This is a genomic window from Corynebacterium choanae, from assembly GCF_003813965.1.
Lineage (GTDB): Bacteria > Actinomycetota > Actinomycetes > Mycobacteriales > Mycobacteriaceae > Corynebacterium > Corynebacterium choanae.
On sequence record NZ_CP033896.1, the window covers coordinates 1872905 to 1887477 of the forward strand.

Annotated in this window: 6 protein-coding genes; all 6 read right to left on the reverse strand. The window is 58.7% G+C overall.

Annotated features, from left to right (window positions below):
- Positions 1-271: 271 nt before the first annotated feature.
- The gene (locus CCHOA_RS06770; protein WP_123928585.1) at positions 272-2608 is read right to left on the reverse strand and encodes an HD domain-containing protein; all 2337 of its coding nucleotides are present in this window, start codon (positions 2606-2608) and stop codon (positions 272-274) included.
- 339 nt (positions 2609-2947) lie between these two features.
- On the reverse strand, positions 2948-3286 hold the full coding sequence (locus CCHOA_RS06775) for a P-II family nitrogen regulator (protein WP_123928587.1): 339 nt from the start codon (positions 3284-3286) through the stop codon (positions 2948-2950).
- Between the two features lie 249 nt (positions 3287-3535).
- On the reverse strand, positions 3536-5779 hold the full coding sequence (gene ftsY / locus CCHOA_RS10800) for a signal recognition particle-docking protein FtsY (protein WP_206425776.1): 2244 nt from the start codon (positions 5777-5779) through the stop codon (positions 3536-3538).
- A gap of 146 nt (positions 5780-5925) precedes the next feature.
- Positions 5926-9858 (reverse strand): hypothetical protein, encoded by a 3933-nt coding sequence (locus CCHOA_RS06785; protein WP_123928590.1) that lies wholly within the window; start codon positions 9856-9858, stop codon positions 5926-5928.
- 514 nt (positions 9859-10372) lie between these two features.
- A complete protein-coding gene (locus CCHOA_RS06790) occupies positions 10373-10684 on the reverse strand; it encodes an acylphosphatase (protein ID WP_123928593.1) in 312 nt (103 codons plus the stop codon).
- 194 nt (positions 10685-10878) lie between these two features.
- Positions 10879-14418, reverse strand: a complete 3540-nt coding sequence (gene smc / locus CCHOA_RS06795) for a chromosome segregation protein SMC (protein WP_123928597.1) — start codon at positions 14416-14418, stop codon at positions 10879-10881.
- Positions 14419-14573: the final 155 nt, after the last annotated feature.

Here is a 14573-nt window from a genome sequence, read left to right on the forward strand (position 1 = left end):
ACCAGAGGTGCAAGCTGCCCACCAGCGTGCATGGCATGACACACAACTTCCGTTCACTCTACCAACATTGGCCACAGTGATAACATCTGCAACACCACGGGTTTGGAAGCCGCAGCGGAAATTCTGAGCGTCCCACTGCACTACCCTGCTGGTCTTTTCCTGCAACGCGGGTCAGCCAGGCACGGTACACAGCTTGCACCAGCAACCACCGCCGCAGGAGGTGGGTTCACTGTGGGCAATCGTTCGGTGCACTGTTGATGTAGCCAAAGCTCTAAAATTGACTGCCGCTTAACGCTTTTACCACCGCCGACTCGAATTGGTGGGAATTGGTTCCCACCGGCAGCTGTACTCGGGCAATAATCGTCGAACCGGGAGTTGCTGCCGCCGACCAATGAAAATCTTCAACGAGCTCAAGCAGTGCAGCAGTAACCCCTGGACGGTCAACAGTGCGCAACTCTGCAAGGGTTGGGTTATACCAGTGCACCATCACCGGTGCTGGTGGCACTGGCGGCAGCTTCGGCTTTGCGGCATGTCGCAACAACTGGGTTAACCGTTGCACATCAAGGGCTGACCCGAGGGTGTTTCGTAACCGAATCCGGGCATCTATACACGGCTGCGCATCACCTGCCAGCACTTGTGTCCTTACAGGCTTTTCAAGGCTTGCTGCGCCTGCTGTGTTGTCACCGCCGCCAGCCTGCGGCGTCGACCGTCGGGTCGCCATCACATAGTCGGTGATAAGTAGCCCTTGCGAGCGGATCAACGCCAGCATACGAACCACCTCCGATTTCGCAGCAGTCTTGATAAAGACCACCGGTTCGCCGGCTTGATAGACACATTGCACCAACTGTGTTGGTGGCACCGTAAAAAATGGTCGCTGGGGCACCGGCGGAGTCAACTCCCGGCGCGCCCCTGCTAGCAGCGTCTCCACGGTCATGGCTATGCGCTTGTTCCACTGGTTCGGGCCGGTTGCGATAGCGTCCGCTTTCGTGAGTCGACCCAAGAGTTCTAAGGTGAGCGGATGGTAGTGGCAGGCGTCAAGAAGGGTGTCGATCGCTGTGGGGGAATCGGGGGCATATTTGGTGGCGAGTCGAAACAGCAGGGTGTGTTCGGCAACCAGGGTTTGCAGAATCGAGGTGTCTGCCTGGTTCAGTCCGATCCAGTGGCCGGTTTTCGCAGCTATTTCTGCTCCTACTTGGGCGTGTGGTCGATTGGTTCCTTTCCCAATGTCGTGCAGGAGGCCTGCGAGTAGCAGCAGATCGGGGCGGGGTGAATGGAAGGATACTTGGCCGCATTGTTGGACAGTGTGTAGCAGGTGCAGGTCGACGGTGTGCACATGACTGGGTTCTCGCGGCAGCAGTGCCCGGACGTTGCCCCATTCTGGAAGGTATCGTTGCCAGAGTCCGGCTTCGTCAAGGGCTGTCACCGTTGTGATCACTGATTCGGGGTGCGCCAAAATGGTGAGGAAATCTTCGCGCATGTCTTGTCGCCACACAGCTTCTGCTGCTGGTGTTGGTAGGTGGGCAAGGGTGTCCCACACTGGCCGTGCTACGGGGAGTCCGGCGCGACTTGCCGCAGCTGCTACCCGCAGCGCAAAGCCTGGTGCAGCCGGATCAGCGGGGTGTGGAATGGTGGTGACGGAAACATATCCACCGGCGTCTACGACTGCTGTGTCGAGTGGTTTTCGTGTGTTGCGGGTGTGTGAATCTCTGGGGAGCACACTGCGGACTTGGGCGATGGTGCGCTGAAGTTCGCGATCGATGTGGTGGCTGGCTTTGCCGATGACTGTGGCCAGAGTGTAGCGGTCGGCGAGGTGGAGTTCGCGGGCAATGTCGACGGCTACTGCCGGTTCTACTATGTCGCGGTGGCGGCGCAGTGAATCGTGGAGGAGACATCGCACATCGACAAGGAGTTGACGGGCGTGGATGAGTGCTTCCCGGTGGGCTGGGCTAGTGGGATAGTCGGCGAGTTGGCTAAAGCGGAGGGCTGTGCCAAGTTCGTCATCGCGGAGACCGCCGCGACCATTTTTCACATCTGGGCGGGTCATGGACACCACCGAGCCGCTGCGTGTCCAGCGGGCGTTGGCGCATTCTAAAATTGCTGGAAAGTTCTTTGCGACAAGCTGGCGAAAGCACCGCAGCACTTGCCGGCGGGTGGTGTCGAATAGGTCGCGGTCGCCGGCAATATATTCCATGTCAAGCAGGGCGAGGGCGGCGGGAATATCACTAGCCACAAGCGATATGCATTGGGCTTGGGTGCGGGTGACGAAGTCTACCCGGAATTGGCTGTCCCACAGTGCGTAACCAATCGTATCGGCAGCAAGAGCCTCTGGCGGCTGTACAGTGCTCGGTGGCCGGTTGTTGGCTGTGGGGTGGTGGGGTTGCCAAGCTGGATGGCGGTGGTCGGTGACGGGTGGGGCCGAGGTGCCTTCGCTGGGTTGGAGCAGGAAAATATCAAGATCGGAGTAGGCAGTCATTTCCCTGCGGGCATAGGAGCCGGTTGCCACCAATGCGCTGCCGACCGGAATTGGTAGCGAATGCAGCAGTGCTTGTGCCTGTTCGTGGGTGGCTTGGCGGATTTGAGCAGCCCGCTGCGATAGGTGATCGATCATGGTGAGATTGTTTACCCTTGCGTCAGCTTCGACAGCGTTTGGGTGGAGGTTCCCCTTCCCTACCAGGTGAAAGTGGAAGGTTAAGTGGACGCGCTGCGACGCGGTGGTGGTGCGGTGCTGTGCCGCGCTTGCTGCCTGTGGGGCTGCTCCCCTTCCCCGGCCACCGTCGTGTCCTTGTGGTTACAGGTGTAGCTGCCTTGGTTGCGTCACTATTGCCGTATTGCTGCCCCGATTCCACTGTGGAACAGCCGCACTCCTTCTTCGGGGTTGGGCGCTGTTGAAGGGTTGGCGATTGCGTGGCAACACAGTTGGCGGTCATCAACGGCAACGTCACTATTGCTAGAGTGCTTCCTCTCCGCGCTGCCCGGTTCGGACACGAATCACTTCCTCGACCGGGGTGACCCAAATTTTTCCGTCCCCAATTTTGCCGGTGCGTGCAGCCTGCACCACCGCTTCTAGCACATCCTCGAGGGCGTCGTCAGTAACCAGAATTTCTACCTTGATTTTCGGCACGAACCCGACAGCATATTCCGCCCCCTGATACACCTCAGAGTGGCCACGCTGCTGGCCAAAACCCTGCGTTTCGGTGACGGTCATGCCCTGCACTGCCAGCTGGGAGAGAGCATCTTTCACGTCTTGCAAGGTGAACGGTTTAATGACTGCCGTAATCAGTTTCACAATGTCACTGTCCTTCTGTTGCTACCGGCTCGCTGTTGACGAAAACCAATGGCCGCCGGTGGGCTCGCGCCGGTTATTGGTCAATAGTTTAGCTTTCTGTACCACCCTGCGGTGTGAAAAAATAATGCACCGCCCGAGAGCCAGCGAAACTGGCTTTCGGGCGGTACGGGACACGGTGTGCCGAAAATAGTGCGACGGTGGTCTAGATCGTGGAATGATTCCGCTGCACAGGCATGCTGCAGGAGGCGGCTATCCGAGCAGTGCGTCGACGAAGCTTTCAGCTTCAAATGGTGCCAGATGGTCAGCACCTTCACCAAGACCAACGAGTTTCACAGGAACCCCAAGTTCTTCCTGTACTTGGAAGACAATGCCGCCCTTGGCAGTGCCATCAAGCTTGGTTAACACCACGCCGGTGATATCGACAACATCGCGGAATACGCGTGCCTGCATGAGACCGTTTTGACCAACGGTCGCATCGAGTACCAGCAGCACTTCGTCGACTTGGGATTTCTTTTCCACAACCCGCTTGACTTTGCCTAATTGATCCATCAGGCCTTGGGAAGAATGCAACCGACCGGCAGTGTCAATGAGCACCACGTCGACTTGATCAGTCACGCCCCGGGCGACCGCGTCAAACGCCACCGATGCAGGATCGGCGCCTTCCGCGCCACGCACAGTGTTGGCGCCAACTCGGCGACCCCAGGTTTCTAGCTGGTCGGCGGCGGCAGCACGGAAGGTGTCGGCAGCACCAAGCAAGACTTTATGCCCCATAGACACGAGTACACGCGCGAGCTTCCCGGCGGTGGTGGTTTTCCCGGTGCCATTGACCCCCACCATCAAAATCACTGCAGGTTTGCCGTTGTTCGGCATTGCTTTGATCGATCGATCGAATTCGGGATGGCACGCTTGAATGAGTACTTCCCGCAGCATGGCGCGGGCTTCTGCTTCGCTAGACACGCCGCGCTCAGCGATGAGTTCGCGTAACTCTTCCACTACGCGCATTGTTGAATTGGTGCCCAAATCGGCCATCAGCAGGGTATCTTCAATTTCTTCCCATGCGTCTTCGTCAAGATCACCGGCAGTAAGAATGCCGAGCACTCCTTGGCCGATGACGTTTTGGGAACGGGACAGACGTCCGCGCAGGCGACCAAGTCGACCAGCTGCCGGGGCGATCTCGTCGATTGCAGCCTGCTGGGCACGCGTTTCAGCGTTGCTTGGTGCGGTCGGCGCAGCCGGTGTTTGGCCTACTGTGGTATCAGCACCCGGCTGGGTTTCAGGCACTGGAGTTGTGGTTTTTGCCCGGCTCGCCTGTTCGGCGGCCTGTGCGGCGGCAACTGCTGCACTGGTGGCTTCTTCGGTGTCGCGTTGGTGTGCCGTAGCTGCAGTATCAGCTGCCGAGGTGGTGGATGCTGCGGCTGGTGGTGTGACCGGCGTGCGCGCGGGGGCTTGCTGAGGTGTAGCCGAGCTGCGCGGATGTACTGCCGGGTTGGCTGGGGTTTGCTTGCCAATGCTTGCGGCTTTGTCTGCTTCCTGCTGGGCAGCGGACGATTCCGGGTGGGAAGCTGTAGCGTCTGGCTGCTGCGATGACGCCGCCTTCGGTGTCACAGCTTTGGTGTGAGTTTCGGGTTGGTTTTGTTTTTCGGCCGACTCCACAGATGCGGACTGTGGGTGAGCTGCAGCAGAGTTGCCAGTTGGATTATCAACCTGTGCGGCTGCTGGTGTTGTTGGCTGTGCCGGCACCGTAGCAGGGGCGGCAGGCGGGGTGGCTGCCACTGCCGGGGTGGAAGTTACTTGCGAGACGCTACGAGGTGTCGAATCAGCTGGCGCATTATTTGGCTTTGGCGCATGGGTTGGCTGTGGTGCAACAGGTGTTTCGGCAGGAGCCACCGGCGAGGTGGCCTTTGCAGGTGTATCTTGCTGCTGTTGCGCGGCCTGTTGCGCTGCTTTAAGTTCTGCTGCGGCCGCTTGCTGTTGCCGGGCTTTAGCTGCACGTTCAGCGGCTTGCGCGGCAAGCTGTTGCTTTTGCCGCTGTTCGGCGGCCGCCCGACGAGCTTCCTCAGCGGCTTGTTGCTGCAATTGTGCCGCTTTTGCCTGCTCCTGCTGTGCAGCCATCTCGGCTTGTTCCGCTGGGGTTACCACTGCACTATCAGCGACTTGTTGCTGCAACTGTTCGGTGGCTAAAGCAGTCGCATCCTGCGCCGCTGGTTGTACAGGTTTGGTCACCGGCTGCTTTTCCGGGGCATTCGCTGGCGCAAACGAGAAACCGCCTTGCGCCTGATAGTTACCAGATTTCTCCGCTTGGGTGAGCGGTTTACGGCTCTGTTCAGTGACTTCCTGCGGGTGGAAGGAAACCACCTTTGATTTCCTGCGGCGCAATCCCACCACCAACAACACAATCGCAAGCACAATAACTAATGCTGCGACCGCCACTATCTGATAGGTCGGATTAGCAAGGAAGGTTTGCCAATAGTCACGAAGCTGTGCAGTATCCATGCAACCATAGTGGCATAACTATTCCCGGTCAGCTAAGTTCCCGCCCCGCGGTGGCACGAATCCTGGTTACCCGTGCCACCGTCGCCCAGTCCGGGAAATCCTGTTGTTGGCACGGCGGTTGACGATTCAGCCGCCACGCCCGGCTGCTAGGAACCGATCCCTGGATACAGTACCGCCTGCACCATTGCCTCAGCAGCGATAACGTCGCCGGTCACCAAATCAGGCACCATATCAGCCAACGCCGACCAGCCGTCGGTTGCTTGCTGCAGCAGTTTCGTGCGTTCTAATTTGCCGTGGGCATGCAAACGAGCACACAACGCAAACACCAGAGAGATCACCGGGGTGAGCGCCCACACGTTGCGGGCATCACCAGTATCGGTATCCCCCAGCTTGTCGAACCGCACCCGGGCAGCCTGATACAGCTGCCGATTCGTGCCACGCAATGCTTTGAGCAGCTTCACGGAAGTCTCAATAAGCGTCCGGTCGGCCAGCGCCTGCGACAAATCAGCACGCTGGTTAAAGGTTTCAAACACTGCAAGCAGCCGTGCCTCATCGTCCATAAATGGACCTGGCACAATATCGGCGCGGTTGAAGAACATGTCCAGCAGCGCCTGCTGCTGAGCCGGGTTCATGTGGGCAATTGAAACCGTCTGCTGGTCGACACAAGCCGTATCCAAGGTGTGATCCCGGCCGGTGTACAGCGTTTCAACAAGCCGATTACCGCTCAACGCAACCAGCTGTTCCACCAGGTGACGATAGTCTTTCCGGGCTTGCGCAGGATCCACCGGCGGCTGCTGCACCAAAGAATGTTCCAAAGCAGCAGGTGCGGCAGTTGCCGCCAGCTCCTGCTCACCGGCGGCAGTATCTACCTGTTCGGTATTCTCACCGGCATGCTCCAGCTTCCCGGATTCGGCGGCAGCAGTGTCAGCACTAGCGGTGGGATCGGTATCAAATCCTGCGGCCTGATATGCCCCAGGTAGCGCCCCAAGCAGCAATAGTGTGGTGATCCATGGCTGCCGATGATCCTCATCAACTGGAAGCGACCCGGTAAATGGCTTGGTGACCAGACCTGATTGAATCAACCACCGGGCTGCCTGATCGGCGGGAACCAGCGACCGTGACAATCCTGCCAAGGCGCGCGCCGGATGGGCTTGCAACGCGGCCAATACCGCCGCCCGCGGATCGACCGGTGCCGCAGCCACCGAACTGGCCGCATCGTCCACCCCTGCAGGGTCGCCGTCCGCGGTAGCACCATCATCGCCTGGTGCGTTGTCTTGCCCAGCACCCGGAGACCCGCCAGCCTGTGGAACAGCCGCAGCGGCTTCGTCACGACTTGACACCGGTGGCAACGAAGCGAGCACCTCCCACAAAATGGGCATGACTGTCCGATCCTCTGGAAGGGTGTCAACCTCCCCGGATAAAAACGCAGCCAGCTGATTTAGCAATGGTTTCCCACCAGCGAAATATCCAGGCTGATGCACCGTCAACGCGGACTGGCTTGGCACCAGCGGTGCCCGCAGGCGGGTAAACGCGTCACCCGGATGCGGCTGCACAATCAGCGGGCCTGCGTCAACAAGCGATGCCGGCAACGGCACAGCGCCAGTCTCGTCGGCTGCTAACGTGCGCCCAAGTTCCCAAGGGGCAGTCTGCGGCCACACCCACACCCCGATCGGCCGGTCACGATCCACCGGTGTCACCCGCAAAACACCATCATCGATCGTGGCTGCAGTGGGCAACGGATCCGGGGTAATTGTCGCAACAGTCACCGACAATTTCTTCTTCGATGCCTGATCGACCCACTCCACCAGCAACGAGCCACGCACCATGGTGGCGGCAGCAGCCGCCAGTTTCGACATCGCAGCCGTGTAAGTCACCTCGTTTTTCGTGGTGAGCTTCACCGTCGCTAACGGCGCGCCTTGCGCATTCACCAACTGCACAAACGGCGAGCGCATCGTGTGCGGCGCCCGCACCCGAAGCGTGCCGTCGACCGCCAACTGTCGCGGACCTATGACTAACCGGGTTGTTCGCCACATTGGCACAACACCAACCGTCGGAATCTCAAACCGCAACTGTGGCGGCACATACCGCACCGGCAGCATATCCCCACCATCGGTGTGAATCGTCGCCATACCAGCCGCCTGATCCGCGGCCACATCAATCGTTTTCGGATCTGCCACAAACGGTTTCTCACCGGCGCGAATCACCAACTTTGCCGGGGTTAACCCACCCCGCGCCGGAATACGTACACCGGTTTCACCGGCACCGATCATCGGCTCGACGGTCAACCCCTCCACAATGGCGAATTGGTGCCGGAAGGACTCATTACGCGGTCCACGCAGCCGAACTAAATATTCGCCACACCACGGATCGTCATAGGCCTCCGGATCAAACACATCAAATACGCCGCCGTCAGCAGGCACATCTAACGGCTCCGGCTCGGCGATCTCTTCCCCGGCAAGACCAGGACCGGCATAAGCAGAAATCGACAGCCACCAGCGTTCATCATCACCAGAGATCGTCGGTGGGAACTCTGCCACCAACGATGCTGCATGCACCGGCAACCCCGAAGATGACTCTAATGCAGAATCCACCGGCTCCGGACTGTGGAATACGGCCCGCTGCCGCGGATCAATACACCGCACCTGTTTCATCGGTGATGGCTGCTGGCCAGGACGCAACACCTGCATCGACAGCGCATCACTGGCATCAACAGTTGACACCGTCCAGCCCTTCCAGCCCTTCAATGCAACAGCATCCACCACCGGTACCGGATTGCCGGTCACCGGATCAGTAATCGTCGCATCCTCAGGATGGATCACAGTCAACTCGCTGTAATGCAGCGATTTTTTATCGGTCAGGTTAAACCCTTTCCGAGTAAACACCAGCACCGGATCAGCAGAATCGACCACCGGCAACACCCAATGGGCGTCGTTTGCGGTATCGGTGACGGTGATCTCCCGCACCTGTTTATCAATACTTAAGTCAAGTGCTGCTGAATATGGCGAAGCCGATCCGGCAGGGCGACCGGTGCGATGAATCCGAGTCGTACCACCAATAGTGACCCGCCAGTGAATATCCCCACCATCAGCAGGCAGCAGCTGTTCAGGAAGCCGCAGACACACTTTCCCCCGCACCGGATCAAACACGATGCGGGGCTCCCACTCCCGGGTTGCCACCCCCACCGCCCAAGACCGGTGCACTGTCCCAAAGGGGCGTTCCCGAAGTTCGGCAAACACTTGCGCAAACACCAACGGCGACAATTCCACATCGGCCGGATGTGTTTTTCGCAACCAGCACACCGGATCATTGCGCTGCGTTGACACCGTAGCCAACACCCCAGCGATCGTCGGAGTGAGTAGCTCAGCTGCATGTCGGGCACACAACGAGGTCATCGACAGGTCACGGCCAATTCCTTCATATTCGGCGCGCAGCGCCAGATCGTCTTCGTCTAGCGATTCCGTATCGTCGTGGCCGGTGATGTCATCGCGCAACACTGGGGCGTAGTCGCCGCTGGCGATAACCTCAATGATCTGTTGCGCGGTGAGCTCGTGCTGTTGCTCCTCAGCGGTTTTCACCATGCAGTCGACCAGTTCGATCAACCATGGCACCTCGCCCCCGGTAACCCCTGCATGAAGGGCACAAAGTGCAACTGTCAAAGTGGGATCGTCGCCAATTAGCCCGGCAGGAACGTGCAAACCTACTTCCTGAAATAAACCGGGCACATCATCGGTGATCGCCTCAATCACCGAGCTATCCCCCGGCAATCCAAGACCACCAGCCCACTCGGTGAAAAAAGTTTCAGCCGAAATCATCCGTGCCGACCGCCCCACCAGGGTGGCCACCGCAAGCGTCGGGGTGATCGCAATAAGATCGGCCGCTGCTGCACCAGCAGCTAGCTGTCGCGACAAAAACAGCCCATAGAAGCGTTCGATGCCTTCCAGCTCATCAGCAGACAATCCGAGCTGATGGAACAGCTCGTGGCCGTGGCAGCGACTGCGTAAAGCAAGTTCTGTCTCACTTGCCCATCCAAGGAGTGAATCGGTGGGATCTGCGATTGGATTGTTCGTTGCTGCCTGCAACTGAGGACACCGCCTTTGACACAAAGAACACGAATAACACGCCGGAAACCAAACATGCCGATGGAACCATCATTGTAATGCGTTCCACCGCCCCATCACAGCAGCGCCGGATAGCCGCCAATCGGCAGGCCATCGCAAGTGCAACCGTGGCCGAGCCACTGCCGATATTGCGCCCACGCTAGGAAGGGATGGGAAAAGAATTCCAACCTTACCCCACTGCTGCCAATCTCCCCGTGACACACCTCGATTGTGCAGAAAACACCCTGCTATCAGTGGCTGCACACATAAAGCATCCGGTTTCCTGCAGACACCTACTGTGCAGCCGTGGTGGAAATATGAGCAGCAAAGTGGTGCACCTCCTCACCCAGTGGCATACCTGTGCGAGCAGCAGATTATGGCAATAGCCACGCACCAAAAAGTCGACAAGCCAGCAAATCGACACCCTGGCTTATAGACAATGCCGCACCACACCGGCGGGAACACAACAACAGGTTCCCCAACCAGCCGATGTCGTCTAGCGACAGGAGAACCCTTCCACACCGCGCGGCGTGCCCACATTTCCCACTACCGTATCGACTCGCCCGGGTCGACCATGGTTACTCGGGGTTTCCTGCAGCCGCTCTAACAGGGTTTCCACCTGTGCACGGGCACCTTCGGCTACCACGAGAACCCGCCCGTCGGGATAATTCGTCGCCGATCCGCTGAGCTGAAGTTCCAACGCCTGTCCCCTCGTCCACCAGCGGAAGCCGACACCTTGCACCCGGCCATGCACCCAAAAGGTGCCGCGTGCGTCAGCTGCAGGAGTAGTGGTTGATCGGTCGTTCACGAACTCTCCTTCGTCTTGCTCTATATCCTGTTATGGCGGTCATCGTTCCCGGCAATCTGACCAGGCAAATCACCACCTGATTGTCATGATAATGCCTGTATTCGTTGCACCTTCACCGGCACAGACCGGTGTGCACAGCTGTGCGGGGCGCATACAAGCAACAAGCCGCTCCCCAGAGCCCCCAGCCAAGAATGCTATGGTGTCGGCTCGCCCGGTGGTGCAGGAGCCTCGACAAGTTCTTCCGGCTCATCGTGGAATGGGGTCATCCGCTGCGAGATGACCCGGGTGACACCGTCACCACGCATCGTCACACCGTAGAGAACATTAGCGATTTCCATGGTGGGTTTTTGGTGGGTGATGATGATCAGCTGCGAGTCGTGGCGCAACTGTTTCAACAGCGCGATAAGCCGCCGCAGGTTCACATCATCGAGGGCTGCTTCCACCTCATCAAGCACATAAAAGGGGCTGGGGCGTGCCTTAAAAATTGCCACCAAGAGTGCCAGTGTTGTCAAGGATTTTTCCCCACCGGATAGCAGCGTGAGACGGGTTACTTTCTTTCCTGGGGGCCGTGCTTCAACTTCAATGCCGGTGGTAAGCATATCGTTCGGATCAGTGAGCACCAGTCGCCCGGTGCCACCGGGGAATAGGGTGGCGAAGACTTGCGGAAAGTGGGCTTCGACATCTCGCCACGCATCAGTGAATAAGGTGAGGATTTTGTCATCGACTTCCGCGATAACTTGCCGCAGGTCAGCGCGAGCCCGCTCAATATCGTCGAGTTCTTTGACCAGGTAGCTGTGACGCTCCTCGAGGGCTTTATATTCTTCGAGTGCTAGCGGGTTGACTTTGCCGAGCGCGGTCAGGTCGCGTTGAGCTTGTGCCAGCTGTTGCTGTTCTGCTTCCCGATCAAAGTCGTCACCGATGCCTAGTTCGGCAACAAGGGACGCCGGATCTGTCGCGAGTTGGCTTGTAATATGGCTGGCTGCCTGTTCCAGGAGTTCTTCCGCGCGGGCAAGTTGCACACCAATGGCGTGGGCTTGCTCAGTGCTGCTGTCGAGTTGCTGTTGACTGGTGCGCACATGCGATGCTGCCTGGCTGCGTGCAGTAGTGGCAGCATCCAGACTGGTTTTTGCTTCGCGTTTTTTCGCAAGCGCAACTTCGCAGGCGACTTCCAACCGGGCGAAAAGAGCACTGGCATGGTCGGCAATTGCCCGTGCCAGGGTTTGTTTGGCGCGGGCTTGTTCGGCGGCGGCCGCTGCCCGGGCGCGGGCTTGGGTTTCGGCTTCTGCCCGGCGCAGCAATGATTCTGGTTTGCCGGTTAAGCTTTCGACTCGTTCTTCGACGGTTCGTAACGCGAGTCGGGCTTCCACTTCCATTGCCGAAAGTTGGGCAACAGCTTGTTGTGCCGCGTCGCGTTCAGCTGTGTCAGGTTCAGCTAGTTCTTGAGGATCTTCGGCAAGCGCTAACCGGTCGACCAGATCATCGTATTCTTCCTGCAGTGCAGCGAGCTGTGTTTCGGTGTCGGCATATCGGGTGGCAGCTTTCGCAGCTTCAGCGGTGGTGGCTGCTACTTGTGTTTCGGCACGGTCAACATCTTTAGCGACTGCGGTGTGTGCGGCATCGTGTTCGGCGAGGGCGGCTTGCGCTCGGGCAAGGGTTACCCGGGCGGTCGCGGCTGCTTTCGTTGCCCCGTCGAGGGTACCTTCGACGACTTGGAGTTCTTCGGCGTAGGCTGCGGCTTCTGCTTCAGCGGTGGAGATTTTACTGGCGACTTCTACCGGGTTGCTGTGTTTGCGACCTATTTCCACCCAGCCGTAGCCGGCGAGCGTACCGGACTGGTCAACGACACGCAGTCGTTGATCAAATTGCACAATCTCGCCGATAGCTGCCGGATTATCGACCACTACCACATCAGCCAGAAGTCGGTTGATGATGGGGGCGATAGAAGGTTCACATTCGATAACGTCAAGGATCCAGCGGCATCCGGCAGGCAGCGTGATGTCGAGTCGCCATCCCGGTTGCGGTTGAGCGGCATGCTGGCGATCATCCGTTTTCTGTTGCACCACAGTGGTGCGGGTAATACCGGCCGGGTCGAGTTCGGTGATGGCGTCAACAGTGATGTCGCCGACTAGGCCTTGAGCATGACCACCGAGGGCAGCCGCCACAGCTGGGGCATAGGCTGGTGCAACGGTGAGGTGCTGCGCCAACGACGTGAGATGAGCAGTGAGTTTCGCGAATTCGGTGTCGTCACCAACTGGCAGCGTAGCCTGCAGGGTGCTGATCATGCCGTGCCGGGTAGCGAGCTGTTTTTCCAATTCGCTGACTTGTTTCCGCAACGTGTCAAGCCGGGTTTCCGCAGCCGTGGCTTCCGCCGCAGCAGTGTCCACGGCCTCTACAAGGGGGCTGCGGGCAGCGTTACTGGCATGCAAATTTTCTTTGGCAAGAAGCAATTCACGCTGGCTTAGCCGCACCTTGTCTTCCAAAGCGCGCACTGTCTCGTCGAAGGTGGCGGCATCATCACGGAGTCGAGCAAGCTGCTGGTTGACGGTTTCCTCCCGTGCAAGCAGACGCACCAATCCTTCTCGTTTGTCAGCAATTGCCCGCATTCGTTTCGCGACTTCTGCTTCTGCCGCACGAAGCTGCTGCTGTGCGTCGTCCAACTGTTCAGCAATAGTTTCGCGACGCTCTTGGGCTTCCTCGCGTTGCTCTTCTAACGCCGCAAGCTGGCTTGTGGCAGCAGCCGCCCGGCGGCGGAGCTCTTGCGGATCTTCACCGGCGAAATTTGGTTCAGTCACCTGCTGCTGTGCCCGGTCAGCGGCGATCCGGCGGGTTGCTGCAACGGTTTCTTTCAACGACGACAAATCAAAAAATAACTTATCGGCTTCTTCGGTTGCCGGTGAAAGTTGGGTGACTTGCTGTTCCGCTGCGGTAAGCGCATCTTGCGCCTGAGCAACACGAGCCGCTGCCGCGTCGCGTGCTTGCCCTGCCTGCTGAGCTTCGGCTTGCAGCTTGTTCACCGCAGTTTCCCGGGTCATATAGTCAAAAGCCGCCAACCGCTGCCGGGCTTGTCGCACAGTAGCTTGCACCGTCGCTGCCCGCTGTGCCGCCTTTGCCTGGCGCGCCAATGGCTTCAGCTGTTTGCCCAGTTCATCAGTTAGATCCTGCAGACGATCCACATTCGCCTGCATATTGACCAGTTTGCGCTGCGCTTTCTCTTTCCGCCGCTTGTGTTTTAACACCCCTGCGGCTTCCTCGATAAACGCCCGCCGTTCTTCCGGGCGAGACTGCAGAATCTCCGCCAGGCGCCCCTGTCCGACAATGACATGCATTTCGCGCCCAATACCGGAGTCTGACAGTAGTTCTTGCACATCCATCAAGCGGGCTTTCTGCCCGTTGATCTCATATTCGCTCGCCCCATCACGGAACATGCGGCGAGTAATGGAAACTTCGGCAAACTCGATCGGAAGTGCCTGATCACGGTTGTCGATCGTCAGGGTAACCTCTGCCCGACCAAGCGCTGCCCGGGATCCTGCACCAGCAAAAATGACATCATCCATTTTGCCGCCGCGCAGGTTTTTTGCCCCCTGCTCCCCCATCACCCAGGCAAGTGCGTCGACCACATTGGATTTCCCTGACCCGTTCGGCCCCACCACGCAGCAGATCCCTGGTTCAAATTTTAGGGTCGTCGCAGACGCAAACGACTTAAAGCCCTTGAGCGTCAACGATTTCAAATGCACGGGCAAAATCCTAACAAACTCCCGCCCAGACACCATCCCTTAGCAACACTGGTTTCCCAGCAACCGAATCCACCGTATCGCTACTTCCCTGTTGTCGCTCACGTCCAGTCTTGGTGATAAGCCACTATCACGCCCGCCAGCGAAGCAATATTGCC

Excerpts from the sequence above, each read along its gene's own strand:
- CCHOA_RS06770 (WP_123928585.1), bottom strand. The coding sequence starts at position 2,608 with ATGATCGATCACCTATCGCAGCGGGCTGCTCAAATCCGCCAAGCCACC.
- ftsY (WP_206425776.1), bottom strand. The coding sequence starts at position 5,779 with ATGGATACTGCACAGCTTCGTGACTATTGGCAAACCTTCCTTGCTAAT.